The sequence below is a fragment of the Marinomonas lutimaris genome, from assembly GCF_019426345.1.
GTDB lineage: Bacteria > Pseudomonadota > Gammaproteobacteria > Pseudomonadales > Marinomonadaceae > Marinomonas > Marinomonas lutimaris.
Genome location: NZ_JAHLLW010000001.1, coordinates 62,206 through 85,519, shown reverse-complemented (window position 1 = coordinate 85,519; position 23,314 = coordinate 62,206). Strand labels below are relative to the sequence as shown.

The following is a 23,314-nucleotide window of genomic DNA, read 5'->3' as shown; positions in this document are numbered from 1 at the left end:
AAAGCCTCCTTAGCGGTCTTTTGGATCAAGCGCATCGCGTAAGCCATCGCCGAGGAAGTTAAAACAAAACAGAGTCACGACTAGGAAACCAAGCGGCCAAGCCAATTGCCAAATAGCAATTTCCATATTTTGAGCGCCTTCAGAAATCAATGCGCCCCAGCTGGTCATAGGCTCTTGAACGCCGAGTCCCAAGAAGCTGATAAAAGACTCAAGCAAAATCATATTCGGTACCAACAACGTGGCATAAACAACCACGATGCCGAGTACGTTTGGCACAATGTGGCGCAAGATGATTTTTGGTGTCGACACGCCGCAAGCGTAAGCTGCTTCGATGTATTCTTTGTTTTTCAGGCTCAAGGTCTGACCGCGAACTATCCGCGCCATATCGAGCCATGAAATCGCGCCAATGGCGACAAAGATCAAGAAGATATGGCGACCAAATAAGGTCATCAGGATGATCACAAAGAACATGAAAGGGAAAGAGTTCAGAATCTCCAAGAAACGCATCATCACACTGTCAACGCGTCCACCAATGTAACCTGATGCCGCGCCGTAAAGCGTACCAATAACGATAGCCACTACGCTGCCCATGATGCCAACCAATAACGAGATTTGTCCGCCTTGCATGGTACGAACAAAAATATCGCGGCCTAGGGTGTCAGTACCAAAGTAATGACTGTTTTCAATGTTTGGACGACCTAAAGTGGAAATGTCAGACAGTGCTTCCCAGTCGATATCGTCGTAATTCCATTGGCTGAAAAACGGGCCAAGCAAAGCAATGGCGGTAATAAGCAGCAGAATAATTAAGCTAGTCACTGCGGCATGGTTAGAAAAAAATCGACGACGGGCGTCTTGCCATAAACTGCGACCTTCGACTTCCACCACTTTTTCGGCGAACTGTTCGACGGCCTGAATTTTGTCTTTCGTAGTAATCATAATAGCGAGGCCTTAGTAGCGAATTTTCGGATCAATAACAGCGTATAAAATATCGACGATAGCATTGAATAGAATCGTCAATGTACCGACCAAAATGGTGACACCCATGACCATGGAATAGTCGCGATTCAATGCGCCATTGATAAAGTGCTGACCAATACCGCCTGTACCAAAATACACATCGACAATAACAGAACCTGTCACTATGCCGACGAATGCAGGCCCAAGATAGGAAACAACAGGCAGCATGGCGGGGCGCAAAGCATGCTGAAAGATTATGCGATACTTCGGTAGGCCTTTTGCTCGTGCGGTACGGATAAAGTTGGAGTGCATGGTTTCTATCATGCTACCGCGAGTAATACGTGCGATCTGCGCAATATAGCTAGTGGACATGGCAATAACAGGCATCACCAAATAAGGCCAAGCCCCTCCATTCCAGCCACCGGGCGGTAACCAATGATTATAAATAGAGAAAAACAGGATACACAACGGAGCCAAAACAAAATTCGGCAGCACGATCCCAAGGTTTGCAAAGCCCATAACACTGTAATCTAACCACGAGTTCTGGCGCAGTGCCGCGATTATTCCGCAACCCACGCCAATAAGTAGAGCGACAAGAAAAGACCAGATACCAATCTCAGCAGAGACAGGGAAACTCTGTGCAATCAGTTCATTAATAGTGAAATCTTTGTAGCGAAAAGAAGGTCCTAGATCACCTTGAAGCAAGCCACCAAGATAGTAAAAATATTGGTTAATGACTGGCTCATCCAAATGGTATTTAGCGTTAATGTTTGCCAACACCTCGGGTGGTAAAGCGCGTTCGCTGGTAAATGGGCTGCCGGGGGCAGAGTGCATTAAGAAAAAAGAAACCGTAATTAAAATCAACAATGTTGGAATGGCTTCTAAAATGCGTTTTGAAATAAATGTCAGCATAAAAATTACCGGATTAGGCGCTATAAAGGGCGGCTAATACTAGGAACCTGTAGGGAGTTCAAGAGATGCCCAGCGCTTTTGCGCTGGGCATGGTTTACAACGTACTATTCAATATATAAAAACGTACTACTCAATATATAAAAACGTACTACTCAATATATAAAACAGTGGCTTAGTGCTTGATGATGTACATGTCACGCACGTAAACGTTGTCTTCTGGGTTAGGCATGTAACCGCCTAAATAGCTTTTTACTAAACGCTTTTCGGTATATTGATAAATAGGCGCAACGGCCATATCTTGTTCAATGGCGATTTCTTCTGCCTTGTTGTAGTTCTCGGCAGGGTGCTGCATGGTACGCGCATCGTGCAATAGCTTGTCGTATTCTGCGTTGCTGTATTTACCGTCGTTATTACCGTGAGTAGTGGTTAAAAGATCTAACATAGTCGAGGCTTCGTTGTAGTCACCAATCCAACCTGCACGCGCTACATCAAATTGTTGATGCTTTTTCGTTTCTAGGTAGGTTTTCCACTCTTGGTTTTCTAGAGTAACGTTAACGCCCAAGGTTTTTTTCCACATTGAAGCGATCGCAATGGCTATTTTCTTATGGTTTTCGTTGGTGTTGTAAAGCAAGCTGAAAGACAGTGGATTGCTTTTCCCATAACCGGCCTCTTCTAATAGGGCTCTGGCTTTATCGTCACGTTCTTTTTGTGACCAAGTTGCGTATTCAGGTGTTGCCGGTGAAAAGTCGTTTACTACTTCTGGTGTGAAAGAATACGCAGGTAGTTCACCTGTGCCCGTCACAAACTGAGTAATCACGTTGCGGTCGATAGCGTAAGACAAGGCCTTACGAACTCGAACATCGTTATATGGCGCTTTGGTTTTATTGAAATCGTAGTAATAGGTACCTAGTTTTGGTGTTACGACAACTTCATCAGGAATGTCTCGCATAAGCTGTTTGAAGTGGTCATTGGGGATTTCATAGCTAAGATCCATTTGACCTGCTTGGAAGCGTTTTAGCTCAGCATTAGGGGATTCAATAGGTAAATAGGTAACCTTATTGATGATTGTTTTTGCATCATTCCAATAGTTTTTATTGCGGGTGAAAACCATTTTTTCGTTAACAACCCATTCGTCCATTTTATATGCGCCGTTAGACACCATGTGTTCTGGTTTAGTCCAATCATCGCCCCATTTTTCGACCACTTTTTTAGGCACTGGGAACATAGTTTGATGAGAGGTCATTTTTACAAAGTAAGGTACTGGACGTTCAAGCGTGACTTGGAATGTATAAGCATCTAGGGCTTTTACACCCAGTGTTGAAGGCTTTGCTTCACCCGCAATGATTTTAGTTGCGTTAACAATAGATGGGATTTCCATGAACCATGCGTATGGTGAAGCGAGTGCAGGATCGACAGCACGTGTGAAAGCGAAAACAAAATCTTCTGCGGTGACAGGATCGCCATTAGACCATTTCGCATCTTTACGAAGGTGGAAGGTGTATTGTGTGTTGTCGTCGTTTACATCGTAGCTTTTGGCGACACCTGGAACTTGGTTACCATCACCATCTTGGTTATACAAACCTTCGAAGAGATCTTTAGAACGAATGGAAGCGGGTGTGCCTTCCATTTTCTGTGGGTCCATAGTTGCAGGCTCTGAGCCGCCGCCACGGATAAGTTCTTGTTTAGCCGCTAGTTCTACGCCAGCTGGTACGTCTGCCGCCTGAGCTTGCAGAGCGAAGAAAGAAGTTGCCATGATGGCACTGGCGAGTAATGTCATTTTCATCTTTATAGTGTCCCTTGTGAGTTAACTTTTGTGAATGTGCTTTTTATATTCAGACGCGATACCTGCACTGGTTCGTATTCGTCTTACGGTTTCATAGTTCACCAATTCGCTAAAGGTCACAATCGAAATTGCGTATCAGGTCATGCGTCTAATAAATGTAAGCTTTATAAAAGAGCAGTGAAAATTGCATGTTTAGTGTCTACAAGGCTTGAAGCTGTTGTTCATTACGTTTATGAGTCTTCAATTTGAAAGGCTATGTGGAGCCGAGAAAGTCGTCATGATATTCTGTAGCTCTTAGATAAATTTGATCGAAGGGTCTAACTTTAGGAGTAATGCAGCATCGTGATCACTCACCCATTTAAAGCCGCCGGGGCTTTTTTAAAAGCGTTTCCTTTGGTTTTTTCGAAAGATTTAAGGCTGTTTATATTAGCGCCTTTGTTGGCGAATTTTGTTTTGGTGGGCCTATTGTATATGGTCGCCTTTAGCTATTTTCAGACCTTAATGGATTCAGCAATGGGGTATTTACCTGAATGGGTATCCTTTTTGAATTGGCTTTTTTATTTGATATTTGCCGCTATTATTAGTGTACTTTTGTTCTATAGTTTTTCAGTAGGTGTGAATATTTTGGCGGCGCCTTTTATGGCGTTTCTAGCAGAAAAAGTAGAAGAAAAGGAAACAGGGAAGGTTTTTGATGAAACGCTGACGGCTGGCGTTCTTATCGCGATAGTTGGTCGCAGTTTACAGCGAGAATGCCAGAAAATATTGTATTTTTTACCTCGTTTTATTTTGTTACTGTTATTGTCTTTTATCCCTCTTGTTAATGTTATTGCTCCAGTATTATTACTATTGTTTTCGGCTTGGATGTTATCCCTGCAATATATGGATTATGCTTTTGATAATAATAAGGTTAAATTTCATGACATGAGAATGGCATTACGCTCCAAACCTTTGTTATGTTGGACATTTGGCGGCATAGTAATGGTTGGTTTGACGATTCCTTTCTTTAACCTATTCGTTATGCCGATTGCTGTTGTAGCTGCCACATTATTGTGGATTTCGGTTTTCAGATCACAACATGGGGATTTTTCTGCCTTGTTAGATCGTACTAATGGAACTTTGTGATGTCGTTAAAAATTTTGGTAGTAGATGATGCCTCTTTTACACGTGACTTGATTCGGCGCACATTGCGTAAGCAGTTTCCTGCGGTTGAAATTGAAGAGGCGGTGAATGGACGTAAAGCACAACAAATGTTAAATAAAATTCAGTTTGATATGGTGTTGTGCGATTGGGAAATGCCTGAAATGACAGGCGTCGAGCTGCTTAAGTGGTGCCGAGAACAACCGAAATACAAAAAAGAAGACGTGCCATTTTTGATGATTACTAGCCGTGGTGATAAAAGCCATGTGGTGGAAGCTGTTCAATCAGGTGTGACGGATTATCTAGGCAAACCATTTTCTAGTGAACAGCTCGCTAACAAAGTCATATCGGCTGCGAAAAAGCATGGCCTTGATAAGAAGCTGACGTCTCAAAAAGCCCGTGAATCTGTCTCTCCTGGTGGCGTAAGCTCTGCATCGTTAGATGTCTTAATGGGCGCAGGCAAAAGCACTCCTGTGAAGGCTACCAAGTTCACCAACCCCGATGCGCCTGCTGTGCTAGTAAAGGATGTTAAAATCCCGACCATGGTACGCTTCGAAAACAAGCAATTTCGTTGCATGATTATTCAGTTTAGTAAAACGGAAGCGACTATGTTTATTAAGAGTGATGATGTTGTGCCACAAGTCTTGGGGCAGGCGGTATTGGATCTTGAACACAAAGGCGCAGTGAATCGTTTGAATTATTATGTCCAATCCGTTGCTACCACAGAGAAAAAACACGACTCGACCTTTTTGACGGTTATCTTGAGTTTGATCGATCAGGATAGCGAGAAAGAGGCGTTTATTAGCCAGTTGTTTGATAGTTTATAAATCTCGTTACCAACCCCTCCCTAACCCTCCCCTTGAAGATAAGGGGATGGGATTTAATGACTTGGTGAATCTTGGTTATCGTCTGTAGGAATAGGTAGCGCCGGAATCGTATCGTTTCTGGTTCGATTCGCGGGGAAGTGGCAAGAGAAGGTACTGCCGAAACCTGGTTGACTGCGTATTTGCAGTTTGGCGTCGTGATGCAATAACACATGCTTTACGATAGCTAAGCCAAGTCCTGTACCGCCTGTTTTGGAGCCTCTTCCTTTATCGACACGGAAAAAACGTTCTGTGAGGCGAGGGATGTATCTTGGCTCTATGCCTAGTCCTGAATCTTTTACTGAGAAAACACCGTTAAACTCACTGGATTCCCATTTTATCTCAATCTCACCACCATCCGGTGAATATTTTATGGCGTTAAAAATCAGGTTTGAAAACGCACTGTATAGTTCTTTGTAAGAACCGTATAGACGAGCTTCTTCGGGAACTTGTAAAGCAATGGTGTGCTTGTCCGTCAAGATAGGCGTGGTCGTATTGGTGATGGTTTTAACTAGATCTGAGACTTTATGCCACTGGTTTTCTTCGCGCTTATCATTGCTTTCTAGACGAGATAGCAGTAGCAGATCTTCGATGAGTTGTTCCATTCGCTCAGATTGCTCAGACATATTTACAATGCCTTTTTGCATGCTTTTAGGCAGACTGTCCTTGAACATGTCGAGAGTTTCTAAGTAGCCTTTAATAACGGTAAGTGGTGTTTTTAATTCATGGGAAGCGTTGGCGACAAAGTCTTTTCGCATCTGCTCTAGCAAGTGTAAACGCGTGACATCACGAACAAAAATGAGATGATCATTTTTATCGTATAGTGTGGTTTGAATTTCTAAATACACACCGTCTTTGGCTGGAGACTTGATGACCAAAGGTTCACCAAAGCGCTTTTGACTAAAGTAACGGAAAAATTCTGGACTACGAACAATATTGGTGATGATTTGACCACGATCGACAGGTCGCATCAAGCCGAGAAAGTGGGCAGCCGAGTTGTTCCACCATTCCAAGTTACCTTGGTTATCTGCCATGATAACGCCTTCTTTTAAGGCGGTTGTGGAGCTTTCAATTCTTGTTAGGGCTTGGCGCATGCGGCGTTTAGATTTACGTTGCTTCTTATGCAGACGATAAACAGCATCGAACACTTCGCCCCAAATACCGCTGGCTTCCGGCGGGGCTGCACGACCAGAATGACGCAGCCAATTATGAAATTGGTATAGCTGATAAAGCTGCCAGTATAAAGAACCTAAAGTGTACAGCAGCAAAACACCCAATAATTGACCAATTATTAGACCTATTACAATGCAGGCTGCTAGCCCCGCGAGCCAAGTAATAATGGTGTTTCGCCAAACTGTTTTCATACGGACCTTTTTGCTGAGAAGCGGTAGCCTGTTCCTCGTACGGTTTGTATTAAGAAATCATGAGTGCTACCAATGGCTTTGCGTAAACGACGTATATGAACATCAACGGTACGTTCTTCAACGTAGACATTTCCACCCCATACTTGATCCAACAATTGCGCTCTTGAATAGGCACGCTCTTGATGGGTCATAAGGAATTTTAGTAGACGGTATTCTGTCGGCCCCATGTCTAAAGGACGACTGCCTATAGTAACTCGTTGGCTAATTGGATCAAGGGTCAGGCCTTCGATTTCAATTGGTTCATCAACCCCTTGAGGCGTCGCGCGACGTAATACGGCTTTGAGTCGTGCAACTAACTCGCGTGGTGAAAAAGGCTTGGTGATGTAATCATCCGCACCCACTTCTAAACCTTGGATTTTGTTGTCTTCTTCACTTTTCGCCGTCAGCATGATGACCGGAATTTCAGCCGTCGTAGTGTCTTTTTTCAATCTACGAGTCAGCTCAATACCGCTACCACCAGGCATCATCCAATCTACAAGAATCAGATCTGGACGGTGGTCCACAATGATTTCATGGGCTTGCTGAATGTTTTCTGCTTCCAAATACTCGTAGCCTGCCATTTCAAGTGCAATGGCGATCATTTCGCGTATGGAAGATTCGTCGTCAATAATTAATACTTTTTTACCGGTCACAGGATTTATCCTCATCTCAGGAACGGTTTCATTAAAGCGATCTAATGTGACAATTCGGTTACATTGTCACAACTTTGCCATATATTAGATAAAATAGCTTGCAACTAGACCGATGAAAACACAGTAGCCAACGCGGTTATTGTCTAAAAATGAGCGAAAGCATGCTTGTCGATCACGCTCTTTGGCTTGTTTAAATTGCTGATAAAAGAGCCCAACACAAACGACTAATGACACAAAGTACGGCCAATGCAGTCCTGCTAGTAAGCCAATCCAAGTCAATAAAGATAAGGTTAGTCCTTGCAGGCAAACAATGACGAATAAATCGTATCGGCCAAATAAAATTGCAGTGGATTTGATGCCTATTTTAAGATCGTCTGGACGGTCTGTCATCGCATAATACGTGTCATAAGCAATCGTCCAAAAGCAATTTGCGACAAACAACATCCATAGCTCAGGATCCATTAAATCCCCACCTTGTGCGCTGTAGGCCATAGGGATCGCCCAAGAAAAAGCCAAGCCAAGAAACAGCTGGGGCAGGTGTGTGTACCGCTTCATAAAGGGATACAGCGCAGCAAGACCTAAGCCTGCGAATGACAGTAAAATAGTCTTCAGATCGGTAAACAGCACTAGGATGAAACTTAAAATCGATAAGGCACCAAACAGCATCAGCGCTTCTTTTTCGGATACGCGGCCAGAAGGCAAAGGTCGATTTTTGGTGCGATCAACAAAGCCATCGACTTTTCTATCCGCGTAGTCATTAATGACACAACCCGCTGAACGCATGCTGAAAACGCCTAAGATAAAGATAACCACTAAATGCCATTGAGGCATGCCATCGGCGGCAAGCCATAGTGCCCATAATGTTGGCCACATAAGTAAGAATGAGCCGATAGGGCGGTTGAATCGAGTGAGTTCTGTGTAGTCTTTAAGTTTGTTCATAACAATCCAAACGGCGTTTTTAGTTGGTTAATCTCATCAAAGAAAGCTTCATTGACCAATATTCCAGGGCCAAAATGGTGGAACACAGAGCGCCTTGCCCACAGCGCATTAGGTTGGTTTGGAAACATGCGTTTGGGCAGCTGAGTGACTTCAATACGGCTTCGAGAAAGCCCTTTATGTTGAAATAAGTAGCCGCCCAATGGTTTGTCTTTTAAATGTTTTACTTGTCGCCAATGGCCTTTCAATGACCTAGCCGGAATAATTGAGCGAGCATAAATGACGGCAACACCATCGACTTTTAGCAACACTGTACGAATACGCGCGGCTTCTCGGGGTCGTAACTTTAGGCGTTTTCGCTCCCTTGTTGTTGGGGTTCTCCAAGTATCTTCAAGTACTTCAACCGTCAATGTTCCCATGCTTTTAAGTTTTGCCGTCAAGGACTCTTGAGTGACGAGCCAAGGCCATAGGTTTTTAGGTACTTTTACCTTATTAATTTGATCTACGGGCGACCATCGGTAGTCAAATTGTTGAGCAGCAGAGGAATTCATTAACGTCATAATTAACTAGGTATTCATCTTATTAATTAAATCAACCATCTTATGGAGCTCGGTAGACTTTTGGTAAATCGTATCTCTACAGGTTTCGGCTTCCTCTAGGGTTAAACCAATTTCTAACAACACGGATGGCTCAATGGCTGCGTTATTTCGCAGTTGATAGGAGACATACAGCAGCCTTGCCAAAGTCACATGTTCGCCATAATAATGCGGCTTTTTGCTATAACGAATGGCAGTCCAAATGTTGTCAGGCAAACTCCAGTAGCGTAACAACCAAGAGCCTAATTGCTCCTTGGTAAAGTGTAGTATTTGCATTTCGACTAATTCAGAAGACAAGTGGGCATTGGCTTCTTGATAGCGGGAAAGAATCGAAAAATGCGGTGGTAAAATAGTGCTAATCGCCAAATAACCAAAATTATGCAGCAATCCAGCAAGGTAAGCATGGCCTAACTTTGGACGGTTAGGAATAGGCATGGCTTTTACTAAGGCTTCCATCAAGACGGCATTTGATACGGAGTCGAGCCAAAAATCTTCATAGTGACGCGGACCGTCTTCAGGTGTTTGAAATGCATTCCCCATAGATAGACCAAGGGCTAAATTCATCACCATATCGAAGCCTAATACGCGAATGATTGCATCCTCTACTGACTCTATAGAGCCAGGTGCGCCGTAATAGGCGGATGATGCCCAGCTGATGACCTGAGCTGCCAGACTCGGGTCTAACGCAATAACCTCGCACAGCTCATCTGTACCCGCAGTTTTGTCTGTCGAAAGACGAATAATACGATGAGAGGAAGCTGGTAAAGGTGGAATCTCTAATGTTTCTTCAATACGCTGTTTGAGCCGAATAGATTGAAAGCGTCCAAGCGCTTTAAGAATTTGCTCTTCATCGTCTTCGTGGTTATCTACAGGGTGTGGTATGAGCTGAGTGTGGATTGAAATACTCTCAAAACGGTTCAATGGACCGGAGAACATCTCAGCTAATTCTGTAGAGCTAATATCGTGATATTGTCCATCCGCCTTAGTTCTAATCGAAAACACCGCATTCTTTAGCATGCTGGCTTCTAATATGGTTGTGATACTGTTTGGCTTAATAAGCGGGTCGCCTGTGCTTTGAAAATTACTGATAGGTTCAAAACGACGCTTAGTAATACGGGAAACCGCAGAAATATCCAGCATGTTGCTTTCAGGGAAAATAACCTGCAAACGACCTGTGTGGTCGGCTAAATGTACCACGCGTAATCTTTGACTTGTTTGAAGGTCTACGGAAGATTCCATACATTTTCCTGTTAAAAAGACGGACATAAAAAAGCCCCGATACGGGGCTTTGTCAATATAACAGATTTTAAGTTCTAGTTCTGAATACTAAACGATTAGTGATTCAAAATTTGACTTAGGAACATCTGGGTACGGTCGTGTTGAGGGTTGTCGAAGAACTCGTGAGGCTCGTTGGCTTCAACGATTTCGCCGGCATCCATGAAAACAACACGGTCAGCAACAGTTTTAGCGAAGCCCATTTCGTGCGTTACACACACCATGGTCATGCCTTCTTCTGCTAACTGAACCATTACGTCCAATACTTCTTTGATCATTTCAGGGTCAAGCGCTGATGTCGGTTCATCAAATAGCATGATACGAGGCTGCATACATAAACCACGAGCAATCGCTACACGCTGTTGCTGGCCACCAGATAGCTGACCTGGATATTTCAATGCTTGGTTAGCGATTTTTACGCGTTCCAAATAATGCATTGCCATTTCTTCCGCTTCTTTCTTAGGTGTTTTACGCACCCAGATTGGCGCCAATGTCAGGTTTTCCAAAATGGTTAAGTGAGGGAACAAGTTAAAGTGTTGAAACACCATGCCCACGTCTTTACGGATCGCTTCGATGTTCTTCAAGTTATTGTTCATCTCAACACCATCAACTAGAATCGTTCCTTTCTGGTGTTCTTCTAGACGGTTGATACAACGCGTCATCGTTGACTTACCAGAACCAGAAGGACCACACACAACGATGCGTTCGCCTTTCTTGATACTGAAATTGATGTTTTTTAGTACGTGAAAATCACCGTACCACTTGTTTACATCGTTAAATTCGATGATTGCTTCTTCGCCCTGCGCAAGTTGGGCACGAGCCATATTTGTATCTGTCATGATAAAGACCTCAAATTCCTAACTAATTTCGCTTGTGCCCAGTTTCTAACTTACGCTCTAGAGCCATACTATAACGTGACATACCAAAGCAGATAACCCAATAAATCAAGGCTGCGAAGGCATAACCTTCAACCGTGGTACCTAACCAGTTTGAATCATGGTTAGCGGCTTGAATTCGACCTAAGAAGTCAAACATGCCAACGATGTACACCAAGGTCGTGTCTTTAAACAAAGCAATAAAGGAGTTCACTATGCCCGGAATAACCAGTTTTAGTGCCTGTGGCAAAATAACCAGAATCATCGACTGCCAGTAGGTTAACCCCATTGCATCAGCAGCTTCATATTGGCCTTTAGGAATTGCCTGTAGACCGCCACGAACAACCTCAGCCATATAAGCAGCAGAGAATAAAGTAATACCAATGAGAACACGTAATAACTTGTTGAAGTTTAAACCTTCCGGCAAAAACAATGGAATCATTACGGATGCCATGAACAAGATAGTGATTAATGGTACAGCTCGAATGGTTTCGATGAAGACCACACAAACTGATTTCGCAATTGGCATTTCTGAGCGTCTACCGAGAGCTAGCACGATTCCCAATGGGAAAGATGCCACAATACCGATAACACCCAATAGTACAGTAAGGAAAAGGCCGCCCCACAAAGAGGTTTCCACTACTTCTAGACCAAATACACCACCGGCAAACAAGAAGTAAGCCACAATGGGATAAGCGACGATAATAGCGATAGAAAGATACAGCTTGTTAATCGTCTTAATGGCAAAAGCACCAACCATAACCACTAATAGAATCACGGCTAAATTAATACGCCATGTTTCTGCTTCTGGATACAAACCGTACATGAACTGATCAAAGTACACACCGATAAAAGCCCAGCAAGCACCGCCAGCAGTACAGGCCGCTTTAGAGGAACCTTCCCAAGTAGCGTTAATTAACGCCCACTCAATAACGGGTGGAAGCAGTAAATACAGTATATAAATGCTAAATAATGTTAGAAAAATATTAAGCGGGGACGAAAATAAATTCTGACGTACCCATGCCACAGCACCAACCGATGTAACCGGTGGTGGGAGGCTTGGTGATGGTTTAAAGATAATAGCCATGATCTGCCTCCTAGCGCTCAATTAATGACATTTTATTGTTGTACCAGTTCATGAATACCGAAATCGATAGACTCAATGAACCGTAAACCAACATACAAAGGCCAATGGTTTCAATTGCTTGACCAGTTTGGTTCAGCGTTGTACCCATCACGACAGCTACCAATTCAGGATATGCAATAGCAGCCCCTAAAGAAGAGTTTTTCGCTAAGTTAAGGTATTGGCTGGTGAGTGGCGGAATAATAACGCGCAACGCTTGAGGCAAGACAATTAGACGCTGTGTCATGCTATCACGTAAGCCTAAAGAGCGAGCAGCCTCGGTTTGCCCCCAGTTTACGGACAAAATACCAGCACGAACGATCTCGGCAATAAAAGCGCCAGTGTAAGTGGATAAAGCAACTAATACCGCAACAAATTCAGGTGGAAGTACCATGCCGCCTGTTACGTTAAAGCGACTTTTTTGTGGTAGATCAAACTCTATTGGGAATCCTGCAATAGCAAGGAAAATGAAGGTAATACCAACAATCAGACCCAAAGAAGACCAATAAGCTGGAAACCATAATCCTGTTTTAGTTTGGCGCTTTTTAGCCCACATAATTAAGCCAATAGAAGCGACTATCGACAGAATGAAACCGAATATCACCAACCCAAAACCATCTTGGATCATTGGATTAGGCGAATAGATACCACGTTTGTTTAGTAGGAAGTCAGCAAATTCATAACTATCACGTGGTGCTGGTAGTGCTGCAAGCACGGCAAAATACCAGAAGAACATCTGCAACAATAATGGAATGTTACGCAATGTCTCAATATAGACAGTTGCTAAACGTGCCACTAACCAGTTTTTTGATAAACGGGCTAGGCCCATTATTACACCAATAATGGTGGCTAATATTATACCTAATAGAGAGATTACGAAGGTGTTGATTAAAGCAACAACAAACGCTCGTCCGTAAGTATTAGCTTCGGTGTATTCAATAAGGTGAATAAGAATTGGAAAACCAGCAGGCTCATTAAAAAATGAGAAACCAGTGGAAATCCCTCGGTTATCGAGGTTGGCTTGAAGGTTACTAAATAAGTAATAACCCGCAAAGACCACCATCGCTAGCAGCAAAATTTGAAAAATTAAGGCACGATTACCCGCGTCGTTCAAAAAGCTGTTATTGCTCGGAGTTGTTTTATCGCTCATCTTGGTTCAGGCAATGAAATGCTCGTCAGATGTGTAAGAAAGGGGGGAGAAACCCAGCGACTCTCTAGTCGCTGGGTAAATACCCAAGCAGTTTGTTTGCTTTAGGTATTAACGAACTGGTGGCGCATACATGATGCCGCCAGCTTCAGTCCATAGAGCATTAAGGCCACGTGGTAAATCTACAGGAGTAGATGGACCAACGTTACGCTCAAACACTTCACCGTAGTTACCTACGTTAGCAATGATGTTGTAGGCCCAATCAGCAGGAAGCTCTAGTTGAGCACCCATATCACCTTCAACACCTAGTAGACGTTTGATGCCTGGATCATTGGTTTCGCTTTTGATCTTAGCAACGTTTTTAGATGTGATATCCATTTCTTCAGCGTTAACTTGAACATACATAGCCCAAGTTACGATATCTTTCCATTGGTTGTCGCCGTGGCGAACAACTGGACCTAATGGCTCTTTAGAAATAGTTTCTGGAAGAATAACGTGAGCAGATGGATCTGCTAGTTTAGTACGGTGAGCCGCTAGACCTGATTTATCAGTCGTGTATACGTCACAACGACCAGAGTCATAAGCTGCTAGTGCTTCGTCTGCTTTTTGTACAACAACTGGCACATAAGATAGTTTGTTTTTACGGAAGAAATCCGCCATGTTCAATTCTGTCGTTGTGCCTTGTTCTGTACAAACCGTCGCACCATCAAGGTCCAACGCGGATTTAACGCCTAGGTCTTTACGAACCATGAAACCTTGACCGTCATAGAAGTTAACTGCAGTGAAGTCTAGACCCAAAGACGCATCACGTGTGTAAGTCCAAGTTGTGTTACGAGCAAGAATATCGATTTCACCAGATTGTAGAGCGGTGAAACGCTCTTTAGCAGAAAGTGGGGTGAATTTTACTTTTTGAGCATCACCAAAAATTGCAGAAGAAACAGCACGGCAAGCATCAACGTCTATACCTGACCAGTTACCTTTGTCATCGGCATTAGAGAATCCTGGAACACCTGTACTGACACCACATTGAACGAAGCCTTTTGCTTTAACATCTTCAAGTGTTGACGCAGCAGCACCAGCACTGATTGTAGCGGCGATTGCAGCGGTCGAAAGTAATTTACCAACATTCGATTTCATTATATTGAGCCTCCCAGGCGTTTTATATATGTTGTTATCTTGCTTGATTCTATATTTCAGATTTTAAAATCTGTGCATTAAAACTTAGCAAGGTTAGTGCCAACATTTAATTATTCTTGTTGTTAGGTATATGTAGACGATTCCTCTAAAAGATCATCACATACCCCTATAGAATTACTCTTTTGAGGAGTAGTCAAGGATAAAATGTCAGGAAAGATGCGTGTAATACTCGTTCTTTGCACTTTTTGGGAGAGAAGAGTGAGATGTTTTAAGTGACTTAGCTGAATATATTTTTCTATTAAAGCTAGAGAAAACAAGGTTCTCCGAGCGAATTCAGTTGATTCTTTTGCACAAATATAGGGCGCAATATGGAAAAAGTGGATCTATTTTGTGCTGGATGAATTTTTTGCATCATTTTGGTGCCTGGTTGTGATTTCTTGTATCTAATTTGAATACCCATACGCAATATATTGAATAAAGCACTTTCCATAATTTGTAATCTGCATGGTAGACTTAAGTATCAATTGAAGCCATGTAAGGAGATCCACATCAGATGGATAACTCAGCAAAACCGCTTGATCGCTTAGACAAAAAAATTCTTCGAGAGCTGCAGATTAATGGCCGTTTATCGAATGTAGAGTTGGCTAGTCGTGTAGGGCTAAGTGCAACTCCTTGTTTAGAGCGAGTGCGCCGTTTGGAACGTAATGGTTACATTACGGGTTATTGCGCTTTGGTTAACCCAAAGAAGGTTGACGCAGGATTGCTTGTGTTTGTCGAGATTCGTCTTAAGACGACGTCTCCAGAAGGCTTTAATGAATTCAAAACCGCAGTATCTGAGATTCCAGAAATATTGGAGTGTCATTTGATTGCGGGTGACTTTGAATACCTTTTGAAAGCACGCGTATCCAACATGGACACTTATCGTCTTTTGCTTGGTGAAACCTTACTGACTCTGCCACATGTTCGAGAATCTCGTACTTATGTAGCGATGGAGGAAGTGAAGAATACGACTGTGGTTAACATCCCATAAAAAATAACCATTACTGAATGGCCTGCTTTTGCAGGCTTATTACCTTGATAATTCTGCGACTATTTTACCTAGCATTACCGGCCCCACTCCTTTTACATTAAGTACGGCTTTTTCTGAGCGAAAAGGGCGTTCTGCCACGAGTTTTTCAAGAACCTTTTTCGGTACGCCTTTCACTTTTAGAAGCTTGTCCACTTTTGATTTATTAATGGCGAGATAACCATCGGCGTAACCAGTGGCGTTTTTTTTTACTTCTTTCGACTTTTTTACGATAGGATTCTCTGTTGCTATTTTCGGCGTAGATGCTGCCTTTTCGCCCTCTAGTTCTTTAATTTTCATCGCCGATGCGGAGTAATCTGCAGACGCTTCAATTTGGTAAGGAGCATCGAAATAGGCTGAGTCACATAAGGTGTAATCCACGCCATTCCATTCATTAAGCTGCAATACGAGTTGCCAGTTGCCCGCAGGTGGTTGTTGGAAAAGTAGATCGTAGTGACAATCGGAAAGAAAATGTTGTCCTTTCATTTCACCAATCATGGTTGAAGCGAGTACGATTGCTTCTGCGTTTCCCACGCCTTGCTGAAATGCACATAACTGTAGTTGCAGTGTGCCACTGAGATTGCCTTCGACTCTATCGTTAGCGATACGTTGAATGGTAACGATGACTCTGTCATTTTCGATTCGGTAGCCACAGCCTTGTATTGTTAGATGTGCTTGATTGAAAGCATTCATATCTGTTCCTTCTTGCGAATCGATTGAGTGGAATCACTAAGGGATTTTTGATTAAAATTTGCTCATGTGCAAGCAAATCTCCCTTTATTTAGACGATAAGAGGATTTAGACGTTTAAATATTGATCGTGATTAGGTAACCATCGAGATAAAAGTGGTGAGACACGATCAGGATAACGACTGTGCAATAGAGAAGCGGCTTTTTGCACATCATCGAGCAAGTTTTTATCGCGCTGTAAATCCGCTACTTTGAATTCCCAAAGGCCAGTTTGTCTGGTGCCGAGCAGTTCACCTGGGCCTCGTAATTCAAGGTCTTTCTCTGCAATTTTAAAACCATCGCTGGTTTCTCGCATGGTGGAAAGTCGCTCTTTGCCTTGTTGTCCTAATGGTGCTTTATAAAGCAGCACACAATGGCTGGCAGTTTGCCCCCGACCAACACGACCACGTAACTGGTGAAGCTGAGCAAGGCCAAGACGTTCAGGGTTTTCTATTACCATCAGGCTAGAGTTTGGCACATCTACACCGACTTCGATGACGGTTGTCGCGACCAAGAGCTGAATTTCTCCGGCTTTAAATCTAGCCATTATGTCGGCTTTTTCTTGCGCTTTGAGTCGACCATGCACTAAGCCAATGGACAAATTGCCCAATTGCTCTTGTAGCAAAATTGCCGTGTCTTCAGCGGCTTGGCATTGTAAGGCTTCAGATTCTTCAATCAAGGTACAGACCCAATAGGCTTGCTTGCCTTCTTCGCAGGCGCTTTTCACGCGATCAATCACTTCTTGTCGGCGCTGATCCGATACAACAATGGTATTTACCGGCGTTCGACCAGGCGGTAGCTCGTCGATCATGGAGCAATCCAAATCGGCATAGGCAGACATGGCTAAAGTTCGGGGAATCGGTGTAGCAGTCATTATGAGCTGATGGGGCTGGAAACCGTGCTTCATGCCTTTTTCACGTAAGGCCATGCGCTGATGCACACCAAAGCGATGTTGTTCGTCGATAATGGCCAACGCTAAACGATCAAATTCGACAGTGTCTTGAAATAAGGCATGAGTACCGACAACAATCTGTGCTGCACCCGAAGCGATATCAGCGAGCTCTTTCTCGCGAGTTTTGCCCTTAAGTTTGCCGATCATCCATGCGACTTTTAAACCAAGCGGCTCAAACCATTGGGTGAAATTAATATAATGCTGTTCGGCGAGAATTTCCGTCGGTGCCATGATGGCGACTTGGTAGCCAGCTTGTACGACGGACGCAGCAGCTAAAGCGGCCACCAAGGTTTTCCCTGACCCTACGTCACCTTGTACCAAACGCAGCATAGGGTGACCTGTGTTGAGATCGTTAAGGATTTCTTGAAATACTCGATTTTGTGCATTGGTTGGCGAAAAAGGCAATTGTTGCAACAGTCGTTGGCTTAACTCACCTGCGGTTTGAACCTTAATTGCGGCATCTTGTTTGGCTTTCATGCGTTTACCAATCAGAGAAAGCTGATGGGCCATGAGTTCTTCAAAGGACAAGCGATATTGCGCGGGATGCGTTCCCGCTCTGAGTAATTCGAGGTTCGCTTCTCTCGACGGATGATGCAGAAAATGAATGGCGTCGCTCAGCGGTGGCAAACTGAATTGGGTGCGGATTTCATCCGGTAGCCATTCTTGCAGATTGTAGGGTGTTAAACGTTCTAAAGCTTGCTCGCACAATTGGCGAATCTTGGTTTGCGTTAAACCATCCGTCAGCGGATAAATGGGCGTAAGTTGTGCTGTTTCTTCCTGTGTTTCGTCTTCACCAATGACTTTGTATTCTGGGTGATAGATTTCAAATCCTGTACTGCCACGGCGGATTTCACCAAAACAGCGAACGCGTTTACCGGATTCCAGTTGTTTTTTTTGCGCAGCGGAAAAATGAAAGAAGCGTAAACACAAGGTGCCTGTGTGATCTTTGATACGACACAGTAAACTACGACGTTTACCCATTTTGATTTCAGCACCTGTGACTTGGCCTTCGATAACGGCTTCGTCACCAAAGCGTAGCATGCCGATTGGCACAACGCGCGTCCTGTCTTGATAGCGAATCGGTAAATGAAACAGCAGATCTTGTACTGTATTCAAATGCAGCTTGGCCAGTTTTTCGGCCATGGCATCACCAACGCCTTTTAGCTCACGAACATCCTGAGTGTCTAATCCGTCGATCATGCTGTTCTCTATAAATTCAGATGTTTGCAAGCATCACGGATAGACTGGCTCACGGCTTCAATGGCTTTCGGGCGCGGAAAGCTGGCTCGCCAAGCTAAGGCAACAGTACGTTTCGGTGCTGGCTCAGTAAAAGGGCGCACTTCCAACATATCGTGATTAATATTGGTGACGGCGGATTTCGGCAAAACGGTCACACCTAAACCAGACGCTACCATGTAACGGATGGTTTCTAACGAACTACCATTAACAATAGTGCGACCATCACCAAATTCGCCCTCTGTTACCAAAGGACAAGCTTCTAAAACTTGCTCACTGAAACAATGGCCTTTGCCAAGCAACAACAGATTATCGGTAGAAAGCTGGTCGGTTTCTATGTGTGTGAGTTTTGTCCATGGGTGGTTCTTTGGCATAAGAACCACAAATTCTTCTTCGTAAATTGGCTGTGTCACCACGTCTGGCTCACGGAACGGAAGCGCCACAATGATGGCGTCTAGTTCGCCATTACGTAGTTTAGGGCGTAAGTTCTCGGTGAGATCTTCTTCAATGATCAATGGCATACCAGATGTCGAGCTGTGTAATGCAGGAATCATAAAAGGGAATAAATACGGGGCGATGGTATAGATCGCACCTACTTTGAGTGGGCCTTTTAATTGATTCTTACCTGAGGTCGCCAGCTCTTTAATCATGTTGGCTTGATCCAGCACCCGCTTGGCCTGAGTGATGATTTGCTCGCCTAATGGTGTGATATAAACTGAACTTTTGCTGCGTTCAAAAATAGCCGTGCCAAGCTCTTCTTCCAGCTTTTTCACGGCGACACTGAGCGTTGGTTGCGATACATAGCAGCGGTCTGCTGCACGGCCAAAATGTTTCTCTTCGGCTAGCATTACAATGTATTTCAATTCCGTTAATGTCATAGCACACCTTTTACTTAGGCTGATTCATTGTTAATAACTATGATAATACATAATTTGATAAAGTATACTCGTTCCTTTTTTATTGCTGAGTATTTCTTCTTGGATGAACCTATTAATACTAAAAGCACACATTCGTTTTTAATGTATTTTGGAGAAAACAAATGGCAAATATTTTAATCGCTGGCTGCGGTGATTTAGGCTCAGGATTGTCAACTGAGTTGATCGCTCAAGGCCATGTTGTCACTGGTATTCGTCGCACAAAAAATAAATTCCCGAATGGTGTAATAGGCATAACGGGTGACCTTGTTGAAATGAGCGACGACGCCTTGCCTGATGCGAATGTGGTGTTTCTAATAATGACGCCTAATGGTCGCAATGAAGAGGCGTATCGTGCGGCTTATTTTGATACAGCGCAGGTGCTGATTCGCCGCTACAGAGACATGGCTAAGCAACCGAAGGTGTTTTTTGTATCAAGTACCAGTGTCTACGGGCAAAGCCAAGGTGAGTGGATTGATGAAACCACACCAGCACAACCGACCTCGGCAACCGCCAAGATTTTACTCGAAACCGAGCAATCTTTATCGGCTGCATTCTCTAGTGTGGCAGTGCGTTGCTCTGGGATTTATGGTTCGGGGCGTTATCGGTTACTAGAAACGGTTTTAAGTGGCAAAGATTGGGAAGCCAACAGCTGGACTAATCGCATTCATCGCGACGACGTTGTTTCTGCTTTGGTATTATTAGCAAACTCCGCATTAACCGATAAAACCATTCCTGCACAGGTTATTGTGACCGACCAAACGCCAGTTTCTATGTGGGAAGTGAAGTTGTGGCTGGCAACTTGCCTTGGCTCTAAAGTTGCTGTGAGCAGCAGTGAAGGTTTTGTTCCGACTTCAGGGAAACGTATTCAAGGCCAATACCTGTTGTCACAAGGTTGGCGTTTGCAATATCCAAGTTATGTGGCGGGTTACCATGAGCTGTTGCGTGAGTTTAATGCTTTGCGATAAATCAGCAGAGCGATAAACGCCAAATAAAAAATAGATATAAAAAAAGAGGCCGCAGCCTCTTTTTTCATTGTGCGCATTAGCGTGAAGAGATTAGTCTTCTAACACCATGATACCTTCGATTTCTACTTGAACGCCTTTTGGTAATGCACGAACACCCATCGCAGCACGAGCTGGGTATGGTTGTTTAACGAACTGTGTCATTACTTCGTTTACCGTAGCAAAGTTGCCTAAGTCCGTCATGAAAATATTGAATTTCACTACGTTCTCTAGAGAACCACCAGCCGCTTCGCAAACAGCTTGTAGGTTTTTGAATACTTGAGTTGTCTGTTCAACGATATCTTCGCTGATCACTTCCATAGTTTCAGGCACCAAAGGGATTTGACCTGACAAATATACCGTGTTGCCAGCGCGTACTGCTTGTGAGTATGGACCAATAGCGGCTGGAGCGTTTTCAGTGTGAATCACTTGCTTTGACATAATAAGTATCCTTTATCTTGGAAGTAGTAAGTAACATAGGTAAGTGAAAATTGACTAGCGCCCAACAATAGTTTCGCGTGAGACTTTCTCTACACAGCGAACCGCTTTTATACGACGCATTACATCAGCTAAACCTACACGACTGGAAATAGTAATGCTTAACCGTAAACGACTGACTCTGCCACGCTCAATAATATCGAGATTCGATACTTGGAAATCGGTATCACTGATCGAACTGGCAATCTTCGCCACGGCGCCACGCTCGTTGATGTAGGTAACGATCAGGCTAATGTGTAACTCTTCTTCGATCTCTTTGCCCCATGCCATATGAATAAAGCGTTCAGGATTGGATAAATGATCTTGAACGTTAGGGCAATTGAGGTGGTGAATAATGATCCCTTTATCAACCTGAACATAACCCACAATTGGATCGCCAGGAATTGGTGCGCAACATTTGGCATAAGAAATAAGCATGCCTTCTGAGCCATTCACCTTAAAGGATTTCGGTGTAACCAAGGTGTCTTCATCAATATTCGGGAAGAGTTCGCGAGCTACCAGATAACCAACATGACGGCCTTTGCCGATGGATTCTAATAAGTCATCCATAGATTCGAGCTGGTGGTTTGCTAATACTTGTGCGATTTGTTCTGCCGTTAGCTCTTCAACATTGGTTTTAAATGCGTTTAAGGAACGAGTTAACAGACGATGGCCGATGGATATCGCATTTTCGCGTTGTTTATCTTTCAAATAATGGCGAATGTTGGTGCGTGCTTTGCCGGTAATCGCAAAACTTAACCAAGCAACATTCGGTTGAGCATTCTTCGCTGTAATGATTTCAACCGTTTGCCCACTTTCTAGCTGTGTACTTAGTGGTGCAAGTCGGCGATTAATTCGGCAAGAGATACATGTATTGCCGATTTCAGTGTGAACGCCATAGGCAAAATCGACTGGCGTCGCGCCGGAAGGTAATTCAATGATCTGGCCATTTGGCGTAAAAACATACACTTCGTCAGGGAACAAATCATTTTTTACGTTATCAACGAATTCGACGGGATTGCGTGCTTTTTGCTGAATTTCCAATAAGCTTTTCACCCATTTGGTCGCACGGTCATGGTTACTTGGCATACTTGATGTGCCGCTGACTTTGTAAGCCCAATGAGCCGCAATACCATTATTGGCAACCAAATCCATTTCTTCTGTGCGTATTTGGACTTCCATTGGGATGCCATTGGTGCCTAATACGGTAGTATGGAGTGATTGGTAACCATTGGATTTTGGAACCGCGATGTAATCTTTGAAACGACCTTCAATGGGTTTGAACAGAGCATGAATAACGCCGAGAATTCGATAACAGCTGTCATGGCGATCAGTAACAATGCGTACGCCCATTACGTCCATGATTTCATCTAAAGAGCGACGCTTTTTGTCCATCTTTTGATAAATGCTGTAAATGTGTTTTTCTCGAACACTGATGGTAGCTTCAATATAATCCGCTGCGAGTTCCGAGCGGATAGTGTCTTCAAGCTTTTGCGTGTCTTTAATGCGCTGCTGACCATATTTTTTATGGATGGCTTTTTGCAGCATGCGAGCACGCATTGGGTAATAAGCTTGAAAAGCGAGAGATTCTAAATCGACTCTAACATTGTACATACCCAGACGATTTGCTATAGGCGCATAAATATCTAATGTTTCGCGGGCAATACGGCGTTTTTTATGGGCTGGCATGGCATCTAATGTGCGCATGTTATGTAGTCTGTCAGCCAACTTAACCAAGATGACGCGAATATCATCGGCCATGGCCATGGCCATTTTTTGGAAGTTATGGGCTTGTTTTTCGATTTGGCTATTGAACTCAAGGTGCGTTAGTTTACTAACACCATCCACAAGTCCGGCAACGCCTTCACCAAATTGTTCGGTGAGTGCCTCACGGCTGATGCCTGTGTCTTCAATAACGTCGTGCAGAAGTGCCGCTGTCAATCCATCACAATCCATTCGAAGTTCCGACAGAATTTCGGCGACAGCGAGAGGATGGGTGACATAGGGCTCGCCACTTTTACGTCGCTGCCCATCGTGGGCTTGCTCGGCGTAATAGTAGGCGCGTTTTACCTTAGCAATTTGTTCGTAAGGTAAATACTGATTCAACGTCAGTGCTAAATCTTCAATGGTATACATCGCT

21 protein-coding genes are annotated in these 23,314 nt (G+C 43.7%); 4 read left to right on the top strand and 17 right to left on the bottom strand.

Translation table 11 applies throughout. The features are described 5' to 3' along the window. Positions 1 to 9 precede the first annotated feature (9 nt). The 3 genes from oppC to KPL72_RS00360 all read right to left on the bottom strand — a co-directional run bounded on the left by oppC (position 10) and on the right by KPL72_RS00360 (position 3,652). Positions 10 to 936: an oligopeptide ABC transporter permease OppC gene (gene oppC / locus KPL72_RS00370; RefSeq protein WP_212917015.1), complete on the bottom strand. Its 927-nt coding sequence runs from the start codon at positions 934 to 936 to the stop codon at positions 10 to 12. A 12-nt stretch (positions 937 to 948) separates the two neighbouring features. Continuing rightward, entirely contained in the window at positions 949 to 1,869 is a 921-nt protein-coding gene (oppB, locus tag KPL72_RS00365) for an oligopeptide ABC transporter permease OppB (protein ID WP_212917014.1), read from the bottom strand. Positions 1,870 to 2,041: 172 nt separating this feature from the next. Next, complete coding sequence (locus KPL72_RS00360) at positions 2,042 to 3,652, bottom strand: peptide ABC transporter substrate-binding protein (RefSeq protein WP_212917013.1); 1,611 nt, start codon at positions 3,650 to 3,652, stop codon at positions 2,042 to 2,044. A gap of 342 nt (positions 3,653 to 3,994) precedes the next feature. Here KPL72_RS00360 and cysZ point away from each other — a divergent pair, with 342 nt between their 5' ends. Both cysZ and KPL72_RS00350 read left to right on the top strand, forming a co-directional pair. Next, entirely contained in the window at positions 3,995 to 4,774 is a 780-nt protein-coding gene (gene cysZ / locus KPL72_RS00355) for a sulfate transporter CysZ (protein WP_100187276.1), read from the top strand. Then, positions 4,774 to 5,616: a response regulator gene (locus KPL72_RS00350; RefSeq protein WP_219701092.1), complete on the top strand. Its 843-nt coding sequence runs from the start codon at positions 4,774 to 4,776 to the stop codon at positions 5,614 to 5,616. The genes cysZ and KPL72_RS00350 overlap by 1 nt, the downstream gene beginning before the upstream one ends. Before the next feature lie 53 nt (positions 5,617 to 5,669). On the opposite strand, the gene phoR is transcribed toward KPL72_RS00350, so the two are convergent. From phoR to KPL72_RS00305, 9 genes are all read right to left on the bottom strand, one after another. Further along, positions 5,670 to 7,016 carry a phosphate regulon sensor histidine kinase PhoR gene (phoR, locus tag KPL72_RS00345; RefSeq protein ID WP_219701091.1) on the bottom strand — a complete coding sequence of 449 codons (1,347 nt, stop codon included), beginning with the start codon at positions 7,014 to 7,016 and terminating at the stop codon, positions 5,670 to 5,672. Then, the gene (gene phoB / locus KPL72_RS00340) at positions 7,013 to 7,708 is read right to left on the bottom strand and encodes a phosphate regulon transcriptional regulator PhoB (RefSeq protein ID WP_048814168.1); all 696 of its coding nucleotides are present in this window, start codon (positions 7,706 to 7,708) and stop codon (positions 7,013 to 7,015) included. The genes phoR and phoB overlap by 4 nt, the downstream gene beginning before the upstream one ends. A gap of 84 nt (positions 7,709 to 7,792) precedes the next feature. Beyond that, a complete protein-coding gene (ubiA, locus tag KPL72_RS00335) occupies positions 7,793 to 8,647 on the bottom strand; it encodes a 4-hydroxybenzoate octaprenyltransferase (protein WP_212917009.1) in 855 nt (284 codons plus the stop codon). Then, positions 8,644 to 9,204 (bottom strand): chorismate--pyruvate lyase family protein, encoded by a 561-nt coding sequence (locus KPL72_RS00330; RefSeq protein WP_219701090.1) that lies wholly within the window; start codon positions 9,202 to 9,204, stop codon positions 8,644 to 8,646. Before KPL72_RS00330 ends, ubiA begins: the two co-directional genes overlap by 4 nt. A gap of 6 nt (positions 9,205 to 9,210) precedes the next feature. Further along, positions 9,211 to 10,479 (bottom strand): HDOD domain-containing protein, encoded by a 1,269-nt coding sequence (locus tag KPL72_RS00325; protein ID WP_219701088.1) that lies wholly within the window; start codon positions 10,477 to 10,479, stop codon positions 9,211 to 9,213. Positions 10,480 to 10,574: 95 nt separating this feature from the next. Next, positions 10,575 to 11,354, bottom strand: coding sequence for an amino acid ABC transporter ATP-binding protein (locus tag KPL72_RS00320; RefSeq protein WP_113915354.1), 780 nt, complete (start codon positions 11,352 to 11,354; stop codon positions 10,575 to 10,577). 22 nt (positions 11,355 to 11,376) lie between these two features. Beyond that, positions 11,377 to 12,477, bottom strand: coding sequence for an amino acid ABC transporter permease (locus KPL72_RS00315; protein WP_212917006.1), 1,101 nt, complete (start codon positions 12,475 to 12,477; stop codon positions 11,377 to 11,379). 10 nt (positions 12,478 to 12,487) lie between these two features. Continuing rightward, positions 12,488 to 13,663, bottom strand: a complete 1,176-nt coding sequence (locus KPL72_RS00310; protein WP_212917005.1) for an amino acid ABC transporter permease — start codon at positions 13,661 to 13,663, stop codon at positions 12,488 to 12,490. 108 nt (positions 13,664 to 13,771) lie between these two features. Next, positions 13,772 to 14,797 carry an amino acid ABC transporter substrate-binding protein gene (locus KPL72_RS00305; RefSeq protein ID WP_212917004.1) on the bottom strand — a complete coding sequence of 342 codons (1,026 nt, stop codon included), beginning with the start codon at positions 14,795 to 14,797 and terminating at the stop codon, positions 13,772 to 13,774. Between the two features lie 553 nt (positions 14,798 to 15,350). Between KPL72_RS00305 and lrp the strand changes: the two genes are divergently transcribed. Further along, positions 15,351 to 15,827 (top strand): leucine-responsive transcriptional regulator Lrp, encoded by a 477-nt coding sequence (gene lrp, locus KPL72_RS00300; RefSeq protein ID WP_212917003.1) that lies wholly within the window; start codon positions 15,351 to 15,353, stop codon positions 15,825 to 15,827. Between the two features lie 39 nt (positions 15,828 to 15,866). Here the strand turns inward: lrp and KPL72_RS00295 are convergent, their stop codons facing one another. From KPL72_RS00295 to KPL72_RS00285, 3 genes are all read right to left on the bottom strand, one after another. Beyond that, on the bottom strand, positions 15,867 to 16,556 hold the full coding sequence (locus KPL72_RS00295; protein ID WP_219701084.1) for a helix-hairpin-helix domain-containing protein: 690 nt from the start codon (positions 16,554 to 16,556) through the stop codon (positions 15,867 to 15,869). Between the two features lie 105 nt (positions 16,557 to 16,661). Continuing rightward, positions 16,662 to 18,743, bottom strand: a complete 2,082-nt coding sequence (gene recG / locus KPL72_RS00290; protein WP_219701082.1) for an ATP-dependent DNA helicase RecG — start codon at positions 18,741 to 18,743, stop codon at positions 16,662 to 16,664. A gap of 8 nt (positions 18,744 to 18,751) precedes the next feature. Further along, entirely contained in the window at positions 18,752 to 19,657 is a 906-nt protein-coding gene (locus KPL72_RS00285) for a hydrogen peroxide-inducible genes activator (RefSeq protein ID WP_212917000.1), read from the bottom strand. Positions 19,658 to 19,818: 161 nt separating this feature from the next. Here KPL72_RS00285 and KPL72_RS00280 point away from each other — a divergent pair, with 161 nt between their 5' ends. Then, the gene (locus KPL72_RS00280) at positions 19,819 to 20,661 is read left to right on the top strand and encodes an NAD-dependent epimerase/dehydratase family protein (RefSeq protein WP_219701080.1); all 843 of its coding nucleotides are present in this window, start codon (positions 19,819 to 19,821) and stop codon (positions 20,659 to 20,661) included. 90 nt (positions 20,662 to 20,751) lie between these two features. Here KPL72_RS00280 and KPL72_RS00275 read toward each other — a convergent pair whose 3' ends face one another. After that, the gene (locus KPL72_RS00275) at positions 20,752 to 21,138 is read right to left on the bottom strand and encodes a RidA family protein (RefSeq protein ID WP_024024215.1); all 387 of its coding nucleotides are present in this window, start codon (positions 21,136 to 21,138) and stop codon (positions 20,752 to 20,754) included. 54 nt (positions 21,139 to 21,192) lie between these two features. After that, positions 21,193 to 23,310: a RelA/SpoT family protein gene (locus KPL72_RS00270; protein ID WP_212916998.1), complete on the bottom strand. Its 2,118-nt coding sequence runs from the start codon at positions 23,308 to 23,310 to the stop codon at positions 21,193 to 21,195. Positions 23,311 to 23,314 lie beyond the last annotated feature (4 nt).